Annotated in this window: 23 protein-coding genes and 1 tRNA gene; 16 read left to right on the top strand and 8 right to left on the bottom strand. The window is 59.7% G+C overall.

Going from position 1 to position 24725, the window contains the following annotated elements:
* Positions 1 to 95: 95 nt before the first annotated feature.
* Positions 96 to 935: a DUF4344 domain-containing metallopeptidase gene (locus HYX42_RS19675; RefSeq protein ID WP_293406319.1), complete on the bottom strand. Its 840-nt coding sequence runs from the start codon at positions 933 to 935 to the stop codon at positions 96 to 98.
* 242 nt (positions 936 to 1177) lie between these two features.
* On the opposite strand from HYX42_RS19675, the gene HYX42_RS19670 reads away from it, so the two are divergent.
* Positions 1178 to 2053 (top strand): PA0069 family radical SAM protein, encoded by an 876-nt coding sequence (locus HYX42_RS19670; RefSeq protein WP_293406317.1) that lies wholly within the window; start codon positions 1178 to 1180, stop codon positions 2051 to 2053.
* A gap of 14 nt (positions 2054 to 2067) precedes the next feature.
* On the opposite strand, the gene HYX42_RS19665 is transcribed toward HYX42_RS19670, so the two are convergent.
* Together HYX42_RS19665 and HYX42_RS19660 are read right to left on the bottom strand one after the other, a co-directional pair.
* A complete protein-coding gene (locus tag HYX42_RS19665) occupies positions 2068 to 2469 on the bottom strand; it encodes an RNA-binding protein (RefSeq protein WP_293406315.1) in 402 nt (133 codons plus the stop codon).
* A 141-nt stretch (positions 2470 to 2610) separates the two neighbouring features.
* Positions 2611 to 4413, bottom strand: coding sequence for a M14 family metallocarboxypeptidase (locus tag HYX42_RS19660; protein WP_293406810.1), 1803 nt, complete (start codon positions 4411 to 4413; stop codon positions 2611 to 2613).
* 190 nt (positions 4414 to 4603) lie between these two features.
* Between HYX42_RS19660 and dusA the strand changes: the two genes are divergently transcribed.
* Together dusA and HYX42_RS19650 are read left to right on the top strand one after the other, a co-directional pair.
* Positions 4604 to 5656, top strand: coding sequence for a tRNA dihydrouridine(20/20a) synthase DusA (gene dusA / locus HYX42_RS19655; RefSeq protein WP_293406313.1), 1053 nt, complete (start codon positions 4604 to 4606; stop codon positions 5654 to 5656).
* Positions 5649 to 6590, top strand: coding sequence for a DMT family transporter (locus HYX42_RS19650; RefSeq protein WP_293406311.1), 942 nt, complete (start codon positions 5649 to 5651; stop codon positions 6588 to 6590). The genes dusA and HYX42_RS19650 overlap by 8 nt, the downstream gene beginning before the upstream one ends.
* Positions 6591 to 6612: 22 nt before the next feature.
* Here HYX42_RS19650 and HYX42_RS19645 read toward each other — a convergent pair whose 3' ends face one another.
* Positions 6613 to 7728 (bottom strand): ABC transporter substrate-binding protein, encoded by a 1116-nt coding sequence (locus HYX42_RS19645; protein WP_293406309.1) that lies wholly within the window; start codon positions 7726 to 7728, stop codon positions 6613 to 6615.
* Between the two features lie 146 nt (positions 7729 to 7874).
* On the opposite strand from HYX42_RS19645, the gene dnaQ reads away from it, so the two are divergent.
* Both dnaQ and HYX42_RS19635 read left to right on the top strand, forming a co-directional pair.
* A complete protein-coding gene (dnaQ, locus tag HYX42_RS19640; protein WP_293406307.1) occupies positions 7875 to 8597 on the top strand; it encodes a DNA polymerase III subunit epsilon in 723 nt (240 codons plus the stop codon).
* Between the two features lie 29 nt (positions 8598 to 8626).
* Positions 8627 to 8701: transfer RNA gene (locus HYX42_RS19635), tRNA-Val, on the top strand.
* Between the two features lie 69 nt (positions 8702 to 8770).
* Here the strand turns inward: HYX42_RS19635 and HYX42_RS19630 are convergent.
* The 3 genes from HYX42_RS19630 to HYX42_RS19620 all read right to left on the bottom strand — a co-directional run bounded on the left by HYX42_RS19630 (position 8771) and on the right by HYX42_RS19620 (position 11588).
* Complete coding sequence (locus HYX42_RS19630) at positions 8771 to 10447, bottom strand: PhoH family protein (protein ID WP_293406305.1); 1677 nt, start codon at positions 10445 to 10447, stop codon at positions 8771 to 8773.
* 172 nt (positions 10448 to 10619) lie between these two features.
* Complete coding sequence (locus HYX42_RS19625; protein ID WP_293406303.1) at positions 10620 to 11096, bottom strand: peroxiredoxin; 477 nt, start codon at positions 11094 to 11096, stop codon at positions 10620 to 10622.
* Between the two features lie 102 nt (positions 11097 to 11198).
* Positions 11199 to 11588, bottom strand: a complete 390-nt coding sequence (locus HYX42_RS19620; protein ID WP_293406301.1) for an Mth938-like domain-containing protein — start codon at positions 11586 to 11588, stop codon at positions 11199 to 11201.
* 193 nt (positions 11589 to 11781) lie between these two features.
* On the opposite strand from HYX42_RS19620, the gene HYX42_RS19615 reads away from it, so the two are divergent.
* The 7 genes from HYX42_RS19615 (at position 11782) to HYX42_RS19585 (ending at position 18425) form a co-directional block, all read left to right on the top strand.
* A complete protein-coding gene (locus HYX42_RS19615) occupies positions 11782 to 13011 on the top strand; it encodes a pyridoxal phosphate-dependent aminotransferase (RefSeq protein ID WP_293406299.1) in 1230 nt (409 codons plus the stop codon).
* Positions 13012 to 13080: 69 nt separating this feature from the next.
* Positions 13081 to 14403, top strand: a complete 1323-nt coding sequence (locus HYX42_RS19610; protein ID WP_293406297.1) for a homoserine dehydrogenase — start codon at positions 13081 to 13083, stop codon at positions 14401 to 14403.
* Positions 14403 to 15830 (top strand): threonine synthase, encoded by a 1428-nt coding sequence (gene thrC, locus HYX42_RS19605; protein ID WP_293406295.1) that lies wholly within the window; start codon positions 14403 to 14405, stop codon positions 15828 to 15830. The genes HYX42_RS19610 and thrC overlap by 1 nt, the downstream gene beginning before the upstream one ends.
* A 21-nt stretch (positions 15831 to 15851) precedes the next feature.
* Positions 15852 to 16409 (top strand): molybdopterin-guanine dinucleotide biosynthesis protein B, encoded by a 558-nt coding sequence (gene mobB / locus HYX42_RS19600; RefSeq protein ID WP_293406293.1) that lies wholly within the window; start codon positions 15852 to 15854, stop codon positions 16407 to 16409.
* Positions 16410 to 16413: 4 nt separating this feature from the next.
* Positions 16414 to 17685, top strand: a complete 1272-nt coding sequence (gene glp, locus HYX42_RS19595) for a gephyrin-like molybdotransferase Glp (protein WP_293406291.1) — start codon at positions 16414 to 16416, stop codon at positions 17683 to 17685.
* A 10-nt stretch (positions 17686 to 17695) separates the two neighbouring features.
* A complete protein-coding gene (locus HYX42_RS19590) occupies positions 17696 to 17947 on the top strand; it encodes a MoaD/ThiS family protein (RefSeq protein WP_293406289.1) in 252 nt (83 codons plus the stop codon).
* Positions 17948 to 17951: 4 nt separating this feature from the next.
* A complete protein-coding gene (locus HYX42_RS19585) occupies positions 17952 to 18425 on the top strand; it encodes a molybdenum cofactor biosynthesis protein MoaE (protein WP_293406287.1) in 474 nt (157 codons plus the stop codon).
* Between the two features lie 9 nt (positions 18426 to 18434).
* Here HYX42_RS19585 and HYX42_RS19580 read toward each other — a convergent pair whose 3' ends face one another.
* A complete protein-coding gene (locus tag HYX42_RS19580; RefSeq protein WP_293406285.1) occupies positions 18435 to 19346 on the bottom strand; it encodes a LysR family transcriptional regulator in 912 nt (303 codons plus the stop codon).
* Positions 19347 to 19477: 131 nt separating this feature from the next.
* Between HYX42_RS19580 and HYX42_RS19575 the strand changes: the two genes are divergently transcribed.
* From HYX42_RS19575 to HYX42_RS19560, 4 genes are all read left to right on the top strand, one after another.
* Positions 19478 to 20926: an aldehyde dehydrogenase family protein gene (locus tag HYX42_RS19575; RefSeq protein ID WP_293406283.1), complete on the top strand. Its 1449-nt coding sequence runs from the start codon at positions 19478 to 19480 to the stop codon at positions 20924 to 20926.
* Positions 20923 to 22653 (top strand): thiamine pyrophosphate-requiring protein, encoded by a 1731-nt coding sequence (locus HYX42_RS19570; protein ID WP_293406281.1) that lies wholly within the window; start codon positions 20923 to 20925, stop codon positions 22651 to 22653. The genes HYX42_RS19575 and HYX42_RS19570 overlap by 4 nt, the downstream gene beginning before the upstream one ends.
* 85 nt (positions 22654 to 22738) lie before the next feature.
* Entirely contained in the window at positions 22739 to 23719 is a 981-nt protein-coding gene (locus tag HYX42_RS19565; protein ID WP_293406279.1) for a tripartite tricarboxylate transporter substrate binding protein, read from the top strand.
* The gene (locus HYX42_RS19560; RefSeq protein ID WP_293406277.1) at positions 23720 to 24694 is read left to right on the top strand and encodes a tripartite tricarboxylate transporter substrate binding protein; all 975 of its coding nucleotides are present in this window, start codon (positions 23720 to 23722) and stop codon (positions 24692 to 24694) included.
* Positions 24695 to 24725 lie beyond the last annotated feature (31 nt).

Raw genomic sequence — 24725 nt, 5'->3', positions numbered from 1 at the left:
CGAAAAACAGCTATTTTGTTTCGTTTTTACGCCAAGTCGTTTCGATTTCGGATAAATTAACAATTCGCTGGCGGAGGCAGTTTTTAGGTGTTGCGCTAGCGAGCGGTCAATGGGCGTAATCTGAAAAATTTTCTGAAATGGGTCATCATGCCTCGATCAACCGACGCATATTCCCCTGCGCATCGTTGAGCTCTTTGCTCCGGTAGGCGAGCGTAGCGCGCGGCACCGTTTCCGGCAGGCGTATTGCTCCCATAAGCCCAGCATGCCAAGTTGTAGATTCGTTGCTCATCCAGACTATGTTCGTCTGAAAGAAAATGCCTCAACTGATCCTGGCTCATGGTCGGAAGGTTTCTGGCTTTGGACATTTCCCGCCAAAACCAGATAGTGGGCATCAGGATGGGCTGCCTGCTGAGATCCACGTAGTTCAATGCAAACCAGACAGCGAATTGATCGGCAACATCCTCTTCGCGTCCCGTGATAGAAATTCGGTTTGTATCAACAAGCGCATGTCCGAGTTCGTGGAAGTAAATGCCCCAAATCAAGCCATCAAGTACCTTGGCGAACTGTTCTCGCGGAAGTTTGCCCATGACATCCTGGTCAGCCACCGCCAGCTTGCCTATGGTCTCTATTAATTCGGAACAAATCACAACGGCATGTCGCTGTCGCGAGTAAAAAGCATTGACCGATCCACAGGATTCGAATCCAACGCCAATGTCACTCTTGAGGTGTAGGGTCGCGTTTGTCATACCCGCCATGCGTTCTGACAGATTTGACCTCTTAACAGCATCTAGCAATTGCTGCTGGGTGGCATCCTGTGACACCCCGTAAAACGGGATCGCCCGACCCTTGTACAAAAGCTGCTCGAACGGCAGGGCGGCATAGGACTTTAAACAGCAACCCGCGAAGAGCAGAACACCAAAAAGAATCTTATTCATGTCTTTATCCCCCCAACCATTGTCGAGCACTCAGCGAGCGCAAAGAGGCAGCCTTGTCACTCGGCGTTTACTTTTCGGCCGATTTCTACAAAATGAAAAAGTCTTCTTGATTTGAGAAGGCTGCTTATTCAGCTCCTAAAGTACGACTTATAGGAAAGAATGTACTCACTAAGAAAATCCATCCATATTTCCATACTTCGCAGTATTTACTTTTCCCAATGAAAAATCCCTTAATTTCCTTTATGTATGGAAATCTAGGGGGGACTTGGGTCGGCTGCGAGCATGGCTGCGTCTACTGCTACGCCCGGCCCACGCACAGCTACCTGAACCTCTCGCCCGGCCTGGACTTTGAAACAAAAATCATCGCCAAGCGCAACATCGCCCAGGTGCTGCGACGGGACCTGGCCAGAAAGAGTTACGTGCCGCACCTGCTCAATATCGGATCTGCCACCGATTGCTACCAGCCGGTCGAGCGCGAACTGCGACTGACGCGCAGCGTGATTGAAGTGCTGCAGGAGACGCGTCACCCGTTTTCACTGGTCACCAAGTCGGCGGGCGTGGAGCGTGACCTCGACCTGATTGCCGCCATGGCAAAAGAAAACATGGCGGCCGTCTACGTGACCATCACCACGCTGGACGCAGAACTCGCGCGCAAGCTTGAACCGCGTGCCGCTGCGCCGCACAGGCGCTTGCGACTGATCAAGACACTGGTGGAACACGGCATTCCTGTGGGCGTGAGCCTGGCGCCGCAAATCCCGTTCGTGAACGATGACATGGAACAGGTTTTAAAAGCCGCGTGGGAGGCAGGTGCACGCAGCGCGTTTTATACCGTTATCCGCTTGCCGTGGGAACTGGCTCCCATCTTCAGGGAGTGGCTTGAACTGCATTACCCGCAGCGTGCCGCACGCATCATGGCGCGCATTCACGACATGCGCGGCGGCAAGGACTACGACAGCGACTTCGCTTCACGCATGAAAGGCCAGGGTTTGTGGGCAGACATGATTCGACAGCGGTTTGAAAAAGCCACCCGAAAACTGGGCTTTAACCGCCAGCGCATCGAACTTGATCTGAGCCGCTTCAGGCCGGCCGCTGCAAAAGGGCAGGGCAGCCTTTTCTAGGTTTAATCCTGGGTTTATTCGAGGTCTTCGATAGCCAGAAGGTGGTAGCGCTGGCCATAAGAGAACGAGGCCCTGCGTGCTGCGTCAGTCACGCGCTTTGCATCTTCGTCCGAGGCCACCCTGGCCATCAGCGCGTGGTGGCCCTTGCGTGCCAGGGCCACATAGTTGTTGACCGTGGCGCCCTCGGTACCGACCGATGGGAGCGGTATTCTTGACTCGCCATCCACCTTGCCTATTTCGCGCAGGATAGTAGCCGGGCTGAGAAGCATCACCACCTCATTGCCGGGATGGCCATCAATTTCGCGAGCAACCTGCGCGGCGCTCTCCTGGTCGGGGAACATGATGAAGACATAGCCTTTGGGGTAAAAAGCGCCGCCCAGGCTGACCATATCGGAGGTGAGTTTGAATTCGTTCATGGTTTGCATCCTTGTTGTCGGGTGTCCGGGTTATCCGGGATCAGTCCCATCATTAAGGGTCAAACGCATCAAAAAAGCCGTCAGGCTAGGCTGCCCGGCCTTGTAAGACGGGGACTTAAATTCACTGCCGGCGTTTCTGCGTCATGGCAGGTCTTCCAGCCGGAATGCAGGTGGCGCCATGACACGCGCGGTGTTTTTCAAATCATCAATCAGCTGGTTGGCAAAAAAGCTGCTCTGCGTATCGGGCTCGAGTGCTGCGATGACCAGATTGCCAAGCGGCTGGTTGAGCGGCACGTAATAGCTGCCGCGTGGTACTTCAATCAGCCCGCGCGCCAGGCCCACTTCCACCTTCACGGCCTTGTTGTTGCCATCAGCAATCGTGCCCCGCACGTCCTGCCGTTCGGAGACCGTGCGCGAGGTCTCGCGGTAGTTGTCGCCCAGCACAGAACCTGCCTCTGCAAGCCGTTGCACCTGCACACCCTGCAGGCGCAAGCGCTCTACAGCGGTGGATGATGACGCCGACAGCCAGTAGCCGCAGGGCCGGGCGCGGGTCTTGATGGTCTGCAGCGCCAGCGCCGAGTCCCAGTTGACGACCAGGGTCTTGTCGGCGCCTGTGACGGGGTCCAGCATGGTCAGCTCGTACTGGGCAGGCGTTGGCCCGGCTTCAACCACGGCGGCATTGCGGCAGGCCAGGCCTGCGACTTCCTTGTCGATATAGGGGCGCAACTGGCTCAGCTCGGACGCGCGCTGTGCCGTGCTGTTCAGCACATTGGTCATGGCTGCAACCTGTGTATGCACGCGGCGCTGTATGTGCAACCTGCCTATGCCGACGCCACGTGTCTCTACAAGCAGGCTGACCGCATTTTTGAGCCCTTCAACATTGCGGCCTGTATCAGCCAGGGTGCCGCCCATGGATATTTTCTTGTCGGCCAGGTCGGAGGAGGTGGTGTAGTACCACTCTGTGCTCAGGCCCTGGGTTTTGAGAGCGGCAACCAGTGGTCTGCGGTACCACTCTTCAGACGCCTTGGTCAGGAACTCGGGCAGGTTGGCGGTGGTGGCATATTGAAGCAGCGCATCGAACTTTTGCACGGTGCCGAATTTTTCAAGAAAGCGGCCAGCGACGGTGTATTCATGGGCGTCTATGGCGACGGTGGGGTGGTAGTCGCGCGTGAGTTTTGCCAGCGCCTGCGCCTCCGGTGTGTTGAGCAGCAGGTGGTCACGGTTCATGTCCACGCCATTGGCGGTTTCACGCCTGTCCGCAGACGCGCCATCGGGGTTGGCGCGTGGCACGATCACGACGTTGATGCGGTCCAGCAGGGAGCGCAGCAGGCCCTGCGCCAGCTCACGTGACATCACCAGCAGTGCCTCGCTGCCTGCGGGTTCATTGCCATGCTGTTGCCCGACCAGGAAAACAGTCGGCCTTCCATTGGCCAGCAGTGCGGCCGGGTCAGTGCCCGTGGCGCGGGCCAGCACCAGGGCTTCAATCGTTTCCCCGCGCTGCGAAGTACCGGCAGGAATGACCGCGGCCGCCAGCCCGGGAACACCGCCTGCTGCTGTGGCCTGCGCGCGCAGCCAGGCCTGGATTTCCGACTGTGATGTGTAAGTGTTGCGGCCACCCTGCAGGCCGGGCGTGCTGTAGGTGATGGGCGGTGGTGGAAACCGGGATGCGACGGCCGCGCTGTAGGGAAGGGGCTGGTCCTGCAGCGGCATCGGCGTTGCGGGTGGCGGCGGTGCGACCGGCGAGACTTTCACTTCCGGCAGGGGCGCCACAGCAATCGCTTGCGGCACTGTCTGCGCCACGATGGCCGGCCTTGATGGTTGCGGTGATGGGGGTGTTGTTGCTGCAGGCCTGGCCGAAAAGATGCTATTCCACTCGGGCATGGGCGACGACGCGCAGCCCAGCATGAGTACTGTGGCACCCAGGCTCAGCGCCAGTTTTGTCATCGACGAGTGGTGATGCGCAACCTTGGGGTTCTTGACTGGACCGTAAGGTATGGAATCGGGCATGGCTGACTTCCTGTGGCAGTTGCAGTCTGTGAATCGCTGGGGAGTGCATCCCCTTGTTGGGTGCATACGAGCCATATTACCCGCCAGCCGGATTCCGGGGACTTTACCTTTCTGGGAAAATGGGGCGATGTCTGCTCTTGATCCATCAACATCTTCGCCGTCCGCTCTGCCGGAGGCGGGATTCAGCCCGTGGCGCTTGTCCGTCGCGCCCATGATGGACTGGACCGACAGGCATTGCCGGTATTTCCACCGCCTGCTTTCACGCCATGCCCTGCTGTATACCGAAATGGTGACCACCGGCGCGCTGATTCATGGTGACGTGGCCAGGCACCTTCGCTTCAATGCTGAAGAACACCCGGTCGCCCTGCAACTGGGCGGCAGTGAGCCGGCCGACCTGGCCTATTGCGCCAGGCTGGGCGAGCAGTGGGGTTACGACGAGATCAACCTCAACTGCGGCTGCCCCAGCGAGCGCGTGCAGCGTGGGGCTTTTGGCGCCTGCCTGATGGCCGAGCCGCAACTGGTGGCCGATTGCGTGAAAGCCATGGTTGATGTGGTGGATGTGCCTGTGACGGTCAAGCACCGCATCGGCATAGACAAGACCGAGAGCTACGGTTTTGTGCGCGATTTTGTGGGTGCTGTCAGTGATGCCGGCTGCAATGTGTTCATCGTCCATGCCCGCAATGCCTGGCTCAAGGGCCTGAGCCCGAAAGAAAACCGTGAAGTGCCGCCGCTGCGTTACGGGATGGTTCAGCAACTCAAAAGCGAGTTTCCCCATCTGACCATCGCCATCAACGGCGGCATTGCCAACCAAGGTCAGGTGTGTTCACAATTGCAGGTGCTTGATGGCGTGATGATTGGGCGTGAGGCCTATCACAACCCCTGGTGGCTGGCCTCGTGGGACGAAGCCTTTTTTGGTGAAGCGCCCAACGGGCTCACGCGCGAAATCGTTGAAGCGCAGATGTGCGATTACATGGTGCGCGAGCTTGATGCGAACGGCACGCCGTGGAGCAATATTGCCCGCCACATGCTGGGCCTTCGCCATGGCCTGGCCGGCAGCCGCCGCTGGCGCCAGGTCTGGAGCGACCACAGGCTCAAGGCCATGCCCCCGCATGAGGTGATGGCGCTGGCACACAGTTCACCAGAACAACACCCCACCGCTGCAGAAGCCGCCTGTGCCTGACGCGACGCCGCGCCAGATCAGGCTGGCTCTGGCAGTGATCTGGTTCATTCCGGTTTTGTGGACGGCCAACTATGTCGTGGCGCGAACAGCGCCGGGTGTCATTGGCCCTTATGCGCTGGCACTGGGACGATGGACGCTGGCGGCCGTGGTACTGCTGGCCCTGTCCGGTGGTGAACTCTGGCAAAAGCGTGCCGAGCTTGCGCAAACCTGGTGGCAATACCTTGTGCTCGGCTTTTTGGGCATGCTGGTCTGCGGTGCCTGGGTCTACCTTGGCGCCCGTTCCACCGGTGCCGTCAATATTGCGCTGATTTATTCAGCATCGCCCGTATTGATTGGTCTGGGCGCCGCCCTGTGGCTGGGTGAGCGCTTCAGCAAGCTGCAGGCAACCGGTGTGGTCATTGCCATGGCTGGCGTGCTGCATGTGGTTCTCAAAGGGAAGTGGTCTGCCCTGGGCAGCGTGCAGTTTGTGCCCGGCGATGCGTGGATTGTGGGCGCCACATTCGCATGGGCGGCTTATGCCCTGCTGCAGAAGAAGTGGCCAAGCACCCTGAGCGCCACTGCGCGGCTCGCCGCAAGCTGTACCGGCGGCGTCATCCTGCTCCTGCCGTGCGCCCTGTGGGAAGCCACCCAACCCGGACTCACGCACTGGGGGCTGAAGGCCTGGACGCTGATCGCGGTTGCCGGTGTGATACCCGGCCTGGGCGCCTACTGGATTTACGGCTGGTCGCAGAAAGTTCTTGGCGCGAGCCGTGTGGCGGTAGCGCTATATCTGGGCCCGCTGTATACGGCCTTTGTCGCTTGGGCGGTACTGGGCGAAGCGCCGGGCTGGCATCACGCCGTGGGCGCTGCGCTGATTTTGCCGGGCGTGTTTCTGGTGTCGGGCGCCGGGCAGGCGAAAGCTGTTTCAAGCCCGCCGGAAGCCACCGCCGTCTGACTTTAGTCCGGCTTGAATCGGGCTAACGGACGTATGCCCCGTCGCGCTTGATCATCGACAGCTCCGAGAAGTTCAGGCCCTGGTGGTCGGTTGGTCCGTAACCGAGGAAGAGGCCGCCCAGGTTGAGTGATTTGAAATTTTCGAGCGCTTTTTTGAGGGCCTCCGGCGTCGGGTTGCTGCCGGCGCGTTTCAGGCCCTCGACCAGCACCCGGGTGCTGACATAGCCCTCCAGGCTGCCGTAGCTGAAATCATTCACGCCTATTTTTTTCATCGCAGCCTGGTACTCGGCGATGAGGGGAGACGAGTTGTTCCATGGGTAAGGTACGACCTGCGACACCACCACGCCCACAGCGTCCTTGCCGATGGCCTTGAAAAGCTGCTGGCCGTTGAGGAAGGAAAAAGAATAGAAGTTGGCCTCGCCGCCTGCCTTCTTGTAGGCCTGGATGAACTTTGCGGTGACGGGGTTGGTCGCCGACAGGACAACTGCGACCGGGTTGAGTTTTGCCAGTTCGACAGCTCTGGCCTCTGCGTCAGACGCATCGTTTTTGATGGCCACGCTGCCCAACATTTTTGCGCCCCGTTGTTCAATAAAGGCCCTGGTGCTCTCCATCGCGGATTTCGCGCCGGGATTGTCGTTGTAGGCAAAGGCAATCTTTGTGATGCCCAGTGTGAACAGGTGGTTCACGATGCGGCCGTACTCTTCATCAAAGCTGATGCGTACTGGAAATCCGTAGTCCGAAAATTTAACCACCGGGCCTGCGCCCGTGTAAGGCGCAATCAGCGGTACCTTGAGATCATTCGCGGCCTTGAGGGCGCCCACAGATGAGCTTGTGCCTATCGGCATCAGGATGGCGACCGCACCTTCCGACACCAGTTGCTTGACGTTTTCACCCGCACGCGCGGGGTCATACGCATCGTCCATCTGCCTGATCTCCAGCAGCCGGCCATTGACTCCGCCGACTTCATTGGCTGAGGCCAGCATGGCCTTGATGCCGATCAGCGGGTCTGTGGATAGCCCGGCCAGCGGGCCGGTCTGGATATACGTCTGGCCAATGACGATGGGTTTTGACTCCGCCAGTGCGGCCATTGGCAAACACAGTGCCATCAGCGGAAAGACGTAACGTAAAACATGCACCATGTGATTCCCTGTGAAAGTGTTTCATGGGTGGAGCAATATTCAGGCCTGTCCTTCACGGCCTTTCGCTGCGCTTTTGAGGCCTGAATTCATCCGGCGCCTGATGTTGGTGCACAGGATTGGGCGGCAGTCAGAGCGATAATCGCCTCATGCGCCAAATCGTTCTGGATACTGAAACCACGGGTCTGTCGGCTGAAAACGGCGACCGCATCATTGAAATCGGCTGTGTTGAACTGATTGCCCGCAAGTTGACAGGCAACAACCGGCACTTTTATCTGAATCCCGGCCGCGACAGCCATGAAGATGCGCTCAAGGTTCACGGCATCAGCAACGAGTTCCTCAAAGACAAGCCAAAGTTCGAAGCCATTGCCGACGAACTGCTTGAATATTTGCGCGGTGCCGAGATCATCATCCACAACGCGCCCTTCGACGTGAGCTTCCTGAACAAGGAACTTGAACTGATAGGCCAGCAGCCGATCAGGCACTGTGTGGGCAAGGTCACTGACAGCCTGGTGATGGCCAAGGAAATGTTTCCGGGCAAGCGCAATTCACTCGATGCATTGTGCGATCGCCTGGAAGTCGACAACTCTGGCCGGACCCTTCACGGCGCCCTGCTTGACGCGGAACTGCTGGCCGACGTCTATATCAACCTCACGCGTGGTCAGAACAGCCTGATGATGGAAGTCGCTGGCGCGGTGCAGACCGACCTGGCCGCGCCGTCCATAGACCTGAGCAGGTTCGAGTTGCCCCTGATTCTGGCAAGCGAGCAGGAAAGCGCCGAGCACGAAAAGCTGCTGGACGACATCGACAAGGCCAGCAAGGGCAAGACCCTGTGGCGCGTTGGTGCCCTGCAGGCCGGGGTCCCAGCCTGAAACAGCATATAATCTTAGGCTGACCGAAAGGGAGATTAGCTCAGGGGTAGAGCACTGCATTCACACTGCAGGGGTCGCAAGTTCGAAACTTGCATCTCCCACCAGATTTTGAAGACGTAAAAAAGCCAGATCAACTGATCTGGCTTTTTTGTTTCTGGAGCGCTTCAGGGGTTTTAAAGCACTTCGCTGGCAAAGTCAGCCAGCCTGGAGCGTTCGCCGCGTGCCAGCGTGATATGACCGCCATGCGGCCAGCCCTTGAAGCGGTCAACGGCGTAGGTCATGCCGGATGAGCCCTCCGTCAGGTAAGGCGTATCAATCTGCGCGAGGTTACCCATGCAGATGATCTTGGTACCCGGGCCGGCGCGCGTGATCAGGGTCTTCATCTGTTTGGGCGTCAGGTTCTGGGCCTCGTCAATGATCACGTACTTGTTCAGGAAGGTGCGGCCGCGCATGAAGTTCATGCTTTTCACCTTGATGCGTGAGCGGATCAGCTCATTGGTGGCGGCACGGCCCCATTCGCCCGAGCCGCTGTCGGTCTTGCCCAGCACCTCCAGGTTGTCGTCGAGTGCGCCCATCCATGGGCCCATCTTTTCTTCTTCGGTGCCGGGCAGGAAGCCGATGTCTTCACCGACCGACACGGTTGCGCGGGTCATGATGATTTCCGTGTAGCGCCGGTCATCCAGCACCTGGGTCAGGCCGCTGGCCAGCGCCATCAGCGTCTTGCCCGTGCCTGCGGTGCCTGCGAGTGTGACGAAGTCGACTTCCGGGTCCATCAGCAGGTTCATGGCGAAGTTCTGCTCACGGTTGCGTGTGGTGACGCCCCAGACCGCATTTTTCAGGTGGTTGTAGTCCTTGAGGGTTTTGAGCACGGCTGTCTTGGCGCGGATTTCCGTCACGCGCGCATACAGCGGGGGTTCACCGGGGGTCTCAAAAAATACGAACTGGTTGATCAGCAGGCTGCCGACGATGGGGCCGGTAATGCGGTAGAAGGTCTGGCTGCCCTGCTGCCAGCTTTCTATGGTTTTGCTCTGGCGCGTCCAGAAATCCGAAGGCAGGGGCAGGGCGCCTGAATAGAGGAGGTCGCCGTCTTCCAGAACCTTGTCGTTCTGGTAGTCCTCTGCTGCCAGGCCGAGCGCGCGCGCCTTGACGCGCATGTTGATGTCCTTGGACACCAGCACGACTTCACGCGGGGCGTATTCCTTGCGCAGCGCCTCGACAACGCCCAGGATCTGGTTGTCGGCCTTGCCCTGCGGCAGGCTCATGGGCAGTGTGTAGTCCAGCGGCTTGGTCTGGAAGAACAGGCAGCCACCGGCCTCGCCATGCCCGGTGGTGCTGAGCTTGAGGCCTTTGGCAATATCGGCATCTTTTGCACCGGCCAGGGCATCCAGGGAGCGGCTGGTCTGACGGGCGTTTCGGGCAACTTCCGTCATGCCCTTCTTGTTGCTGTCCAATTCCTCCAGCACGATCATGGGCAGGAAGATGTCGTGTTCCTCGAACCGGAACATGCACATGGGGTCGTGCATCAGGACATTGGTATCCAGCACAAAAAGCTTGGTGGGGCCCGTGTGCTTTGCCTTCCTGGTTTTCACGGGCAGGGGTGCCGGCGGGGCTTCGCGTTTATAGCTGCCTGTGCTGGCCTTGCTACCGGCTGTTTCCTTGCCCTTGAATGCCGCCGGGTGGTCGCCGCCGCCAGTCGCACGGTTGTCAAAAAGGTCCAGGACGGGGGGTCTTTGCGAGGACTCGGAATTATGGGTATTACGGGCAGTTTTGGAGGGTGAGCGTGCCGGAGCGTCCAGCGCGTCGGTGGAGAGGAGGGCGGCACGTTTTGTCGGGGCGGGAGGCAAGGGCATGCGTATAACTCTCCAGAAGGGGGTTCAAGAAGTGAAAAAGCCGCCTTGAAACCAGGGCGGCTTTTTCTGTGAGCGCGGTCGTGAAACTCAACTGCATGGCCTCATTATGCACAACTCAGGTGACAGGGCAATTCAATCCTGCCCGCTACTGTTGCGCAACGGCCTCAGGTGCTCAGGCTGCTTTTTTCAGCGCTTTCACGGCCTTGAGAACGTCATCAACGTGGCCCGGAACCTTGAGGCCGCGCCACTCTTCCTTCAGGGTGCCGTCTGCACCGATCAGGAAGGTGCTGCGCTCTATGCCCTTGACCTTCTTGCCGTACATGATCTTGTTCTTGACCACGCCGAACATGTGGCACATTTTTTCTTCCGTGTCAGCAATCAGTTCGAACGGCAGTTCAAGCTTGGCCTTGAATTCGTCGTGCGATTTCATGTTGTCGCGCGACACGCCGAACACCGTGGCGCCGGCTTTCACGAAATCCTTGTAGCGGTCCCTGAACTGCATGGCTTCGGTGGTGCAGCCGGGGGTGTTGTCTTTGGGGTAGAAGTACAGGACAACGACCTTGCCCATGTGTGACTGGTTGGAGACCTTGACGCCGCTGGTGGCGTTCGCTTCAAATTCGGGGAGGAGTTTATTGACGACGACTGCCATACTGAGTAGACCCTGACGAAAGTGGTTGTAATTAGCCGCGGCGCCCCTCCACTGCCTGGAGGTATACGCAACCCTAGATTTTACCCTGAAAGAGTTGCTCTTTCAGCTTGCCGCCTCAATCAGCAACGCAGCAATGACCTGGCGCCCCTCCCCGGCGAGGATGTTGTAGGTACGGCAGGCCGCCAGCGTGTCCATGGTTTCGATGCCGATGCGTTTTTGCATCAGGGCCCGCATGAAGGCCGGTGGCGGAAAGCGCAGGCGTGTGCCGCTGCCGAAAATCACCAGCTCCGGCTGTGTTTCTGCCAGCAGTGCGAAGTGCGCTTCGGTAAGGTCTTCAAACCTCGCGCACTTCCATTCAAATTTTTCGCCGCGCGAGCCGATCACGATGCTGTGTTCGATTTTTTCAGCCACACCATTGCTGCCCAAACCCACCCATCCGGGGCCGTAGCCGAGGATGGACTGGACGTCGAGGCGGTCAGGCTGGAGTTTCATGAGAAGGTGGTGTTGTCAGCGTGGTGCAAACGGGGCGGTATCAGGGCGGGAACTGCCCGTTTTCCAGTGAAAACAGGCACTTTATGTGGTCAAATTATAGATTCCGCCCGATTTTTCCTGCAGCCAGGGCCTTCTGTGCACCAGTTGCGGGCAGGGTTGATGGTCAGCTCCTGTTCCTAATCCCAGAATACGCATGAAACCGATTACCAAATCTGCCAAGCTTGCCAATGTGCTTTATGACATACGTGGTCCCATCATGGACGCGGCCAAAAAAATGGAAGAAGAAGGCCAGAAGCTCATCAAGCTCAACCTGGGCAATCTTGCGGTGTTCGGTTTTGACGCACCCGAAGAGGTCCAGCAGGACATGATCCGCAACCTGCCGGCATCGGCGGGTTATTCGGACAGCAAGGGCATTTTTGCGGCGCGCAAGGCCGTCATGCATGAAACCCAGAAGCAGGGCATCAAGGGCGTGACCCTTGAAGATGTTTACCTGGGAAACGGCGCCAGTGAGCTGATTGCCATGGCCACCAATGCATTGCTCGATGATGGCGATGAACTCCTGTTGCCCGCGCCAGATTACCCCCTGTGGACCGCGTCCACCAGCCTGTCCGGTGGTACGCCCGTGCATTACCTGTGCGACGAAAACAATGGCTGGATGCCCGACCCGGAAGACATCCGCGCGCGCATCACGCCCAGAACCAAGGCCATCGTTGTCATCAACCCGAACAACCCGACCGGCGTGCTCTATTCCGACGAACTGCTCAAGAAGATTGTGGATATTGCACGCGAGCATGAACTTGTCATCCTGGCCGACGAGGTCTATGACAAGGTGCTTTATGACGGCGTCAGGCACACCGCCATTGCCAGCCTTTCGACGGATGTGCTGACGCTGACCTTCAATTCGCTTTCAAAGAGTTACAGGTCTTGCGGTTACCGCGCGGGCTGGATGGTTGTCTCCGGCCCGAAAAAGCAGGCGCAGGATTACATCGAAGGCCTGAACATGCTGGCCAACATGAAGCTCTGTTCCAATGTGCCCGGCCAGTGGGCCATACAGACAGCGCTGGGTGGCTATCAGAGCATCAATGACCTGACCGGCGAGGGTGGCCGTCTGCGGCGCCAGCGTGATCTGGCCTATGAGCTCATCACTGCGATTCCGGGCGTGACATGTGTCAAGCCGCAGGCCGCGCTTTACATGTTCCCCCGGCTGGATCCCAAGGTCTACCCGATCACCGATGACCGCCAGTTTTTCCTCGAACTTCTCAAGGAAACCAAGGTCATGCTGGTTCAGGGTACGGGCTTCAACTGGCCCAACCCGGACCACTTCCGCATTGTTTTCCTGCCGCATGAGGAAGACCTGCGTGAAGCGATTGGCCGCATTGCAAAGTTTCTTGAAAACTACCGCAAGACCCATCCGGTCGCCTGAGCGGGTTTGTTGGCAGAGTTGCAGATAAAAATCCAGAGTGTTCTGAAAGCGAAAACAAAAGTGACGAGTTTGAAATCAATCAAGGTAGGCCTTCTGGGCATAGGCACGGTGGGCAGCGGTGTGTTCAACGTCTTGCAGCGCAACCAGGGCGAGATTCTGCGTCGCGCTGGCCGCCGCATCGAGATCGCCATGGTCGCCGACCTCGACACTGCACGCGCCCAGGCGGCTGTGGGCAAAAACGTCACCGTCGTTGCCGATGCACGCGCCGTGATTGCCAATCCCGAGATCGACATCGTCGTCGAACTGATTGGCGGCTATGGCATCGCCAGGCAACTGGTGCTCGAAGCCATTGAGGCGGGCAAGCATGTGGTCACGGCCAACAAGGCGCTGCTCGCCGTGCATGGCACCGAGATTTTTGCAGCCGCCAACCGCAAGGGCGTGATGGTGGCTTTTGAAGCGGCAGTTGCCGGTGGTATTCCCATCATCAAGTCATTGCGCGAAGGCCTGACGGCCAACCGCATCGAATGGATTGCCGGCATCATCAACGGCACCACCAATTTCATCCTCAGCGAGATGCGCGACAAGGGCTCGGACTTTGACGTGGTGCTCAAGGAGGCGCAGCGCCTGGGCTATGCCGAAGCTGACCCGACCTTCGACATCGAGGGTGTGGACGCCGCTCACAAGGCCGCGCTGATGTCGGCCATCGCATTCGGCGTGCCGGTGCAGTTTGACAAGGCCTATGTCGAGGGCATCACCAAGCTCGGCGCCAAGGACATCAAATACGCCGAGCAGCTCGGCTATCGCATCAAGCTGCTGGGCATCACCAAGCAGATGGCCAATGGCATCGAGTTGCGCGTGCACCCTTGCCTGGTCCCTGCAAAACGCCTGATCGCCAATGTTGAGGGGGCGATGAACGCCGTGATGGTGCATGGCGATGCGGTCGGCACCACCATGTACTACGGCAAGGGCGCCGGCAGTGAGCCGACTGCCAGCGCGGTGATTGCCGACCTCGTGGACATCGCACGCCTGCACGCCGCTGACAGCGCCCAGCGCGTCCCGCACCTGGCTTTCCAGCCGCAGTCCATGAGCACCACACCCGTGCTCGACATGGGTCAGGTCGTCACAAGTTATTACCTGCGCCTGAACGTGGCGGACGAAGCCGGCGTGCTGGCAAAAGTCACCGGTATCCTCGCCGAATCCGGCATCAGCATCGATGCGGTGCTGCAGCGTGAAGCCGATGAAGTTGGCGGTGAGGGCTCCACGCAGACCGACCTCATCATCCTCACGCACGATTGCGTGGAAGCAAAAATGAATGCTGCCCTCGCGCAGATGCAGGCGCTGCCTACCGTACTCGCACCCATCATCCGCATTCGCAAGGAAGAGCTGGTCTGATGCGTTATCTCTCGACAAGGGCCGCTGCCTCGGACGCATCAGGCCGCAAGCGCTTCTGTGAAATCCTGCTGGAAGGCCTTGCGCCTGATGGCGGCCTGTACCTGCCCGAACAGTACCCGCAGGTCGATGATTTCACCCTGGCGAGCTGGCGGTCGCTTTCTTACGCAGACCTCGCTTTTGAAATCCTTTCGCTTTACATCGATGACGTTCCCGATGCAGACCTGAAGGCGATTTGCCACAAGACCTACACGCCTGAAGTTTTTGGCACCCCTGAAATCGTGCCGCTGCGTCCGCTGGAAGCCGGCCTTCAGCTGGAGGCCCTGTCCAACGGCCCGACGCTGGCCTTCAAGGACATGGCCATGCAGTTGCTGGGCAACCTGTTTGAGTACGAGCTTGCTCGGCGCGGCGAAGAGCTCAACATCCTGGGCGCTACCAGTGGCGACACCGGCAGCGCCGCCGAATATGCCATGCGCGGCAAAAAAGGCGTGCGCGTGTTCATGACCTCGCCCAACGGCCGCATGAGCCCGTTCCAGCAGGCGCAGATGTTCAGCCTGCAGGATGAAAACATCCACAACATCGCTGTCGATGGCGTGTTTGACGACTGCCAGGACATCGTCAAGGCGGTGTCCAACGACCTGGAGTTCAAGCGCAAGTACAGGATAGGCACGGTCAACTCCATCAACTGGGCGCGGCTGATGGCCCAGGTGGTTTACTACTTTGCCGGATACATCCAGGCGACGAAATCAAACGCTGAAAAAGTAAGTTTCACCGTGCCGTCGGGCAACTTCGGCAATGTCTGCGCAGGCCATGTCGCCCGCATGATGGGCCTGCCGATTGCCCAATTGGTGGTGGCTACCAATGAAAATGATGTGCTTGACGAGTTCTTTCGTACCGGGGTTTACCGTGTACGGGCCAGCGCGGACACCCACGAAACCTCCAGTCCGTCCATGGACATTTCCAAGGCATCCAACTTCGAGCGTTTTGTGTTTGACCTGCTGGGGCGCGACGGTGACAAGGTCAGGGCGCTCTTCCATGACCAGCTCGGCAAGAGCGGGCAGTTCGATCTGAGCGATGTGCCGGCTTTCAAATCGGCGCGGGCGACCTACGGCTTTGTCAGTGGCAAAAGCACCCATGCCAATCGTCTGGCGACCATCAGGGACACCTATGGGCGCTTCGGCACCATGATAGACACGCACACCGCCGACGGCGTGAAGGTGGCGCGCGAACACCTGCAGCCGGGCATTCCCATGATCGTGCTTGAGACGGCTTTGCCCATCAAGTTCGCAGCCACCATTGAAGAGGCGCTGGGCCGCCTTCCCGACAGGCCGGCAAGGTTCGAAGGCATTGAAGCCCTGCCCAAGCGCGTGCAAGTGATGCCGCCTGACGCAGTGCTCATCAAGCGCTACATTGCCGACAATGTTCACTGAAAAACACCTGAAGGCAGGCGCATGAATGTCGTAGGGTTTGCCGGTTTTTCCGGATCGGGTAAAACCACGCTGGTCGAGCGGCTCATCCCCGTCCTCAAGGCGCGGGGGCTCAGGGTGTCCGTCGTCAAGCACGCGCATCACCGCTTTGACATTGATCACCCCGGAAAGGACACTTTTCGCCATAGGGAAGCCGGTGCCTTTGAGGTGGTCGTGGCGTCTGATCGCCGGCTGGCCCTCATGCGGGAGTTCGAGCAACCTGCAGAGCTCTCGGTCCACCAGCTGATTGCCGAGCTGTACGAGGGTGTGGATTGGGTGCTGGTTGAAGGCTTCAAGAGCAGCGACCTGCTCAAGATAGAAGTCTGGCGCGCTCCGTCTGCCCACTACGCGGGGCGCGAGCCGATGTACATGGAAGACGATTTCATCGTCGCCATCGCCACCGACGACGCGACGCAGCTGCCTCATGAAACCCTGCGCCCGGTGCTGGACCTCAACAATCCACAAGCGGTGGCTGATTACCTGATCCGCGACCAGGAGCGATTTGAATATTCGTTTGAAATCCGGCTTCCCCAGGACGTTTGATGCCATGACTGCAGTTTCATCACCACCACCGCGCGCGCCCCTGAGGCCGCTTGTTGATGCACTGGCCGAGCTGCTGTCGCATGCAGCGCCATTGCCGGGTGTCGAGGCGGTGTCCACCTTTGATGCCGATGGGCGCGTGCTGGCGCAGGATGTCGTCTCCGGCCTCAATGTGCCGGCCCACGACAACAGCGCGATGGATGGTTATGCCTTGCGCTGTGCCGACTGGACAGGTGCCGATGCCGTGCTGCCGGTTCACCAGCGTATTCCTGCAGGCAGCGCCGGCTCGCCGCTCGCAGCCGGTTCCGCTGCGCGCATTTTCACCGGTGCGCCAGTGCCCCAGGGGGCCGACACCGTCGTGATGCAGGAAGACTGCGTGGCCGTGGAGGCCGTCGCCGGTGGCCTGCCAGGCGTGAAGGTGAAAACTCAGCCCAAACCGGGCACGTCAATACGCCGTGCCGGTGAAGATGTGACCTCCGGCGCTGTGGTGCTCAGCAAGGGCGAACGGCTCTCGCCGGCGTCGCTGGGCCTGGCGGCGAGCATTGGTTTTGACACACTGCAGGTCGCACCCCGTGTGCGGGTGGCGCTTTTCTCGACGGGTGACGAACTGGTCATGCCTGGCGACGTGGCGCCTGCCGACATGAAGCCGGGTGCCATCTATAACTCCAACCGTTTCTTCCTGCGTGCGCTCCTACTGCGCCTGGGCTGCACCGTCACCGACATGGGCATAGTGCCCGACCGTCTTGATGCCACCATAGGCGCATTAAAAAGTGCCTGCAGCCAGAACGACCTGATCCTGACCAGCGGGGGCGTGTCTGTCGGTGAAGAAGACCACATCAAGCCTGCGGTAGAGGCACTTGGCAAGCTGGCCTTGTGGCAAATGGCCATCAAGCCCGGTAAGCCCTTTGCCTATGGCCTTGTTGAACATGAAAAACAGGCCGCCCATTTCATAGGTTTGCCGGGGAATCCGGTCTCCAGTTTCATCACCTTCCTGGTGCTGGTGCGGCCTTTCATACTCAGGCTCCAGGGTGCCACGCATCTGGCCGCGGAACCCCTGCCCATGCGGGCCGATTTCAACTGGCCCCGGCCCGACAAACGCCAGGAGTTTCTGCGGGTAAAGCGCAACGCCGCTGGCGGACTGGACCTGTTCAATAACCAGAGTTCGGGCGTGCTCACCTCGGCGGTGTGGGGTGACGGCGTGATTGACAACCCCGCAGGTGCAAGCATTGCCCATGGCGACACGGTGCAGTTCCTGCCCTTTTCGTCGCTGATCGCGTGAAGGCCTTGCCATGAAAGTCACCATCAAGTATTTCGCCTCTGTGCGTGAAGCCGTGGGCAAGGGCAGCGAGGCACGCGAAACCGCAGCAACAACGCTGGGAGGTTTGCGTGACGAGTTGCTGGCCCTGGGCACGCCCTACGCGGGTGTGCTGGCCCGCGGCAAGGCCGTGCGCATGGCGCTTGACCAGGTCATGAGCGATGAGTCGGCAAGCCTCGTCGATGGCTGCGAGGTCGCTTTTTTTCCGCCGGTGACCGGGGGTTGAGATGATGGCCCGCGTGTCCATTCAGGCGGAGGACTTCGATCTTGCAAAAGAAGTCGAATTGCTTCGCAGGGACGACAAACGGGTAGGCGCCGTCTGCACGTTTACCGGAACCGTAAGAGACCGCAATGACGGCCAGACCGTCAGCAGCATGGAGCTTGAGCATTACCCGGGCATGACCGAAAAAGCCATAGAGGCCATGATTGACGAGGCCTTCAAGCGCTTCGACATCTTCGGTGCCCGTGTTGTGCACCGTGTCGGCCTCCTGCAGCCGCTCGATCAGGTGGTCATGGTGGCCGTGACCTCGGCGCATCGCGGTGAAAGTTTCAGGGCCTGCGAGTTCCTGATGGACTACCTCAAGACCCAGGCCCCGTTCTGGAAAAAAGAAGAGACGCCTGAGGGCGCGCGTTGGGTCGATGCCCGCGTCAGCGACGATGCAGCGCTGGCGAAGTGGGGCATAGACCAGCCCAACGCGGGTTGAGCGCCATCCTCAGGTCTGGACGGTGGCCTTGTCCAGCGGCGGCAACTGCTCCAGGTGCTGCTTCAGCCAGTCCAGCAGCATGCGCACACGCGGCAGCGCAATGCGTGTGCCGGGCACCAGCGCCTTGAGCCAGATATCTGGCACCTCGAACTCCGGAAGTATCTCCACCAGTTGTCCTGAACGAATCGCCGGTCCGGCCATGTAGTCGGTCAGCACAGCGATGCCGCTGCCGGCAATGGCTGCATTGCAGATGGCCGCGCCGTCGTTGCTGCGCAGTTTGGGGCGCACATCAATGCCAATCAGCCCCTGCTGGCTCATGAACTCCCAGCGCGGCCCGGTGGTGGCAAACACCACGCAGTCGTGGTCGGGCAGTTCGCTCACATGCTGCGGCGTGCCGCGCCTGGCCAGATAGGCGGGCGAGGCGCACAGATAGCGTTTGAGGCGGCAGAGTGCAATGTCCTGCACGCCGCCATACAACTCGGGTCTCGCGCCCAGCGCCAGATCAAAACCTTCTTCCAGCGGGTTGACGGAGCGGTCGGCCAGCACGATGTCCATACTGATCTTGGGCTGGCTGCGCAGAAAACTGTAAAGAATGTCACTCAGGTAAAGGATGGCCATGGTGGTCGGTACCTTCACGCGGATGTGTCCTTCCAGGTCGCCGCTGGACCTGGCCATGCCATCCAGCGCATCGTCCATCTGCCGCACCAGCTCGCGCACCGTCGGCAGGTAGCGGTCGCCAACGTCGGTAAGGGTCAGCTTGCGTGTTGAACGGGCAAACAGCGGCGCGCGTATGCGCCACTCCAGCTGGTCTATGCGCTTGGAAATGACCGATGGCACCAGGTCCAGCTTGCGCGCCGCAGCCGAAAAACTCCCCGCGTCAGCCGCCGCAACAAAGGCCTTGAGGTTGGCAAGTGTGTCCATGATTTATTGCGATCTGGAAAAGGTCTGGCTTAAAAATAGGTGATTGTCACCCAAATCAAAGTTAATTAGCATTGACCCAACGCAAGGCAGCCATAGCCTTGCCATGCTCATAGAGATTTCCAGGAGACAAAGTGCAAACAGCAAAACAACTGATAGATGGTCAGTGGGTCAGCCACGTGGCCGGCGCAGAGCGCCTCGGTAATGCCATCAACCCCGCCACCGGCGAAGTCGCCGCCCAGTTCTGTGAAGGTACCGCAGCTGAGGCAGAAGCCGCAGTCGCATCGGCTTTGCGCGCCTTTGAAAACACGGACTGGAAGCGCAGCCCGCGCCTGCGTGCCCAGGTGCTGCTCGATTTTGCCGACAAGCTCGATGCCCGCAAGGAAGAAATCGCCGACTGGCTGGTGACCCTCAATGGCAAGCTCAGGCGCGAAGCCCTGGGTGAAATAGGCGCGGGCATTTCAGAGCTGCGTTATTACGCCGGGCTGGCGCGCAACCTGTTCGGCCGTGTGCTCGAAGTCGAGCCGGGCTGCTATTCATCGCTTGACCGCGAAGCCGCAGGCGTCTGCGCCATCATCCTGCCATGGAACGCGCCCGTGACCCTGCTGGTCCGCTCCCTGGCGCCGGCGCTGGCTGCAGGTTGCACCGTGGTCATCAAGCCCGCCTGCCAGACGGCTGTGGTCAACAACATGGTGCTCGAATGCATGAGCAGCGATGCGCGCGTGCCGGCAGGCGTCATCAACTCCGTGACCGAATCCGGCGCCGAGGTGTCACGCTTCCTCTGCGACTCACCCGATATCGACGTTATCAGTTTTACCGGCTCATCTGCAGTGGGCAAGCTGATTGCCGAAACCACCGCCACCACACTCAAGCGCCTGTCGCTTGAACTGGGCGGCAAGGCGCCTGCTGTCGTATTTGCAGACGCCGACATGGACAAGACGGTGGCCGGCATGGTCGCCGGTGGCATGGTCATGGCTGGCCAGCAATGCACGGCTATCACCCGCGTGCTGGTCGAAGACGCAGCCTACGACAAGTTTGCCCTCAAGCTCACCGCCGCGCTCAAGGCCGTCAAGGTTGGGCCCGGCAACGACCCGGCCTCGCAGATGGGCTGCCTGATTGATGTGCGCAACCGCGATCGCATCAATGGCCTGATGGATACCGCTGCTGCCACCCAGCGCGTCCTCCTGCGCGGCAATGTGCCTGGCGGCGCTCTGGCCAAAGGCGCATTCATTGAGCCCAGCCTGATTGAGGTCGATGACCTGCAATCCGACTTTATCCAGAAAGAACTGTTCGGCCCGCTGCTGGTGATGGAACGCTTCACGACTGAAGACGAAGCCGTGATGCGCGCCAACGCCACGCGCTTTGGCCTGGCCGCAAGCGTCTGGAGCAGCGACATGAAAAAGTCGCGCCGCATTGCCGCAGCGCTGCGCTCAGGCACGGTCTGGTCCAACAGCCACAACCGACTGTTTGCCGAAGCAGAGACCGGTGGTTTCCGCGACAGCGGTTATGGCCGCCTGCACGGCGCAGAGGGGCTTAACGACTTCCTGCAGACCAAACACTTCTACTTCGAGACCAACACATGAGCCAGGCCGAACAACGCAGCGGGGCGCATTATTTCCTCGAAGGGCTGACCGAGCTCGGCATAGAGCACGTCTTCAGCAACCTCGGCACCGACCACGTCTCCATCATTGAAGAGCTGGCGCGCTGGGACCAAGAGGGCAGGCCGCACCCCAACATGCTGCTGGTGCCGCATGAAAACGTGGCCATTCACATGGCTGCAGGTTTTGCTGCTGTCACGGGCCGTGGCCAGGCCGTCATGGTGCACGTTGATGCGGGCACCGCCAATGCTGCGATGGGCATGCACAACATGTTCCGCGGCCGCCTGCCGGTGCTGCTGATGGCAGGCAAGGCACCCTACACATTGCGCAACGAGCTGCCCGGCTCGCGCGACAACTATGTGCATTTTGTGCAGGACCCGTTCGACATGGCCAGCGTGGTCAGGCCCTATGTGAAGTGGGACTACTCACTGCCCACAGGCGTGATTGCAAAAGAGGTGCTGCGGCGCGGCCACTCCGTCATGCAGAGCGACCCGCAGGGTCCGGTCTACCTGACCCTGCCGCGTGAAGTGCTGGCCGAAACGATTGACGGTGACAAGGTCAAGGCCTACAGCGGCGAGCGTTACGGCCCGGTGATGTCCGGCGGTATTGATGATGAGCGCGCCCAGGCGATTGCTGCGCAACTCATGTCGGCCAGCAACCCCATTGCCGTCACGTCATATCTCGGCCGCAAGGCAGAGGCGGTGGCAGCCCTTGAAGACCTCGCGCTGCTCTGCGGTATCAAGGTGTTCGAGTTCAGCCCCAGCCACATGAACATCTCGCGCACCTCACCGTGTTTTTCCGGCTTCGAGCCGGGCAAGGGTGTGGGCAATGCAGACGTCGGCCTGCTGCTGGATGTCGATGTGCCCTGGCTGCCCAAGTTTGTGCAGGTCAGCAGCGAGACGCGCTGGACACACATCGATGTGGACCCGATCAAGAAGGACTTCCCGATGTGGGGCTTTGCCACCGACATGCGGGTGCAGGCCGACTGCGCTACGGTGCTTAGGCAGGTCGCAAAAATTGTCCGTGCCAAAGCGAGTGACGCCTTTCACAAAAAGGTCTCGGCGCGCATCGACGGCTGGTTTGCGGCATCAGTCGAACGCAAGGCGGTGGTCGCCCATGCGGCAGAAGACCACGGCAAGCCGGGCGCCATCACTGCGGCCTGGTTGTGTGCGGCGCTGGGCGCAGCCATTTCGCCGGATGACCTCGTCATTAACGAAGCCATACGCAATACCTTTGCCGTGCTCAACCAGATACCACGCTGCAAACCACTGACCCTGTTCTGCGGTGCAGGCGGCGGCCTGGGTTACAGCGGCGGCATGGCGCTGGGCGCGAAACTGGCCAACCCCAAAGTGCGCGTGGTGCAGGTGGTGGGTGATGGCGGTTTTCATTTTTCGACGCCCACGTCGGTCTATGCAACGGCGCAGCGCTACAACTTGCCCATCTTCACTGTGGTGCTCGACAACGGCGGCTGGCAGGCTGTCAAAGAAGCCGTGCTGCGTGTCTATCCCGATGGCGTGGCTGCAAAAACCAATGAATTCCAGGCGCGCCTGCAGGGGCAGGACAGGCAGTTTGAAAAAGTTGCCCAAGCCTTTGGCGCCCATGGCGAATGTGTGAGTGACCCGGCTGAGGTTGAGGCCGCCATTGCGCGTTGCCTCAAGGCCGTGGATGCAGGGCAGGCCGCCGTGCTGAATGTACAGATAGGCCTTCAATAAAAAGATTTGTGGAGAGTTTGAGATCGACGAGGCGCCGCAAGAGCGCCCCATCAACCGTAAATAACTGTTTAAACAGGAGACAAAAATGCTGAATACACACAAATTGAATTTCGCCCGCCGGGCCTTCGTCGCGATGGCTTTGCTGCCCATGATGCCCATGATGGCTGCCGCACAGGGCGCCTACCCGAACAAGCCCGTCACCATCGTCGTCGGTTATTCCGCCGGCGGCGGTGTCGATGCCATGGCGCGCATCATGGCCGAGAAACTGCCTTCCATCATTGGCCAGCCGGTGATTGTTGAAAACCGCCCCAGCGTGGGCGCGATTGTCGGCACCAGCTATGTCGCCAAGGCCAAACCTGACGGCTACACACTGTTGATGGGTGCCCCCGGCCCCATCATCTTCAATCACGCTGTCTATGCCAAGCTGCCCTACACACCGCAGGAACTGACGCCGATTTCCTTTGTCAGCGACTCGCCGCTCATGCTGATCGTCAATGCAAGCAACCCGGCCAAAACTGTGCAGGAGCTCGTGGCCCAGTCAAAACAGAACCCCGACAAGTCCAACTACGGCGCGAGCTCGGCATCCTTCCAGCTCATCACCGAACTCTTCAAGAAAAAGACCGGCGGCCAGTTCACGCACATTCCGTACAAGGGCGCCAATGATGCCGTCACTGCAGTGATGGCCGGCGATATCACCATGGCCCTGGCCGATGCGGGCCCGGCCTCTGTCGGCCTGCAGAGCGGCCGCGTCAAGGCGCTGGCTGTGACCTCGGCGCAGCGCATGAAGGACTACCCCAATGTGCCGACGCTGAGCGAACTGGGCATTGACCTGAAAGTCTCGCTGTGGATTGGCCTGCTGGCCCCTGCAGGCGTGCCGGCCGACGTCATGAAAACCCTGCAGGATGCCGTTGCCAAGGCGGTGGCCATGCCCGACGTGCAGAAACGCATGACCACCATGTCGGTCATCCCCATGAGCAACACGTCTGAAGAGTTCGCCAAAGTGATTGCCTCTGAAATCCCGGTGTGGAAGCAGCTCGCGATTGACAACAACATCAAGGCGAACTAAATGCAGACCGAGCGCGTGGCCCTGAAGTTGGTCCTGGCATTTGCGATGGCGGCAGCCGTTGTTGTGCCTGCAGCTGCGCAGGTCGGCAGCTACCCGAACAAGCCCGTCACCATTGTGGTGGGTTTTTCTGCGGGCGGTAGCAGTGACGCTTTGGCCCGTATCGTCGCTGAAAAGCTGGCGATTGGCCTGGGCCAGCCGGTGCTGGTTGAAAACCGGCCTGGTGTTGCTTCGATTGTGGGCGCAGCCTTTGTAGCCAAGGCCAAACCTGATGGTTACACGCTGCTGATGGGGGCCAGCGGCCCCAATGTTTTCAATTACGCGCTGTACGCCAGGCTGCCGTATGCGCCGCAGGAATTCGCGCCGGTGTCCCTTCTCGGCACCTTTCCGCTGCTGTTGCTGGCGAACGCGAACAACCCTGCAAAAAACGTGCAGGAGCTGATCGCGCAGTCAAAGCAAAACCCTGACAAATCCAACTATGGCGCCAGCTCTGCCTCATTCCAGCTGGTCACTGAACTGTTCAATACCAAAACCGGGGCAAGGTTTGCGCACATCCCCTACAAGGGCAGCAACGACGCCATCACTGCGCTGATTTCCGGCGACGTGACGATGACGCTGGTTGACGCAGGCGCTGCTTCCGCCGTGTTGCAGGGCGGGCGAGTGAAGGCCCTGGCCGTGACATCTTCCGAGCGCCTGAAAGACATGCCCGGTGTGCCTACGCTGAGCGAACTGGGCGTTGACCTCAAGGTGTCGTTCTGGAGCGGCTTGCTCGCACCGGCTGGCACACCGGCACCTGTCATCAAGCGCCTGCAGGAAGAGATCACGAAGGTGATGAACATGCCTGACGTCAAAAGCCGCTTCACCGCGATGTCTGTGGTGCCCGCAAGCAGCACGCCTGAAGAATTTTCAAAAGTCATCGCTACCGAAATCCCGCTCTGGAAGCAGCTGGCTCTGGATAACAACATCAAGGCTAACTAGGCCTGCTCATTCTTTTTTTGAACCCAACGGA

Origin of the sequence: Polaromonas sp. (assembly GCF_016185115.1) — a bacterium.
Lineage (GTDB): Bacteria > Pseudomonadota > Gammaproteobacteria > Burkholderiales > Burkholderiaceae_C > Polaromonas.
This window is presented reverse-complemented; position numbering and strand designations above follow the sequence as displayed.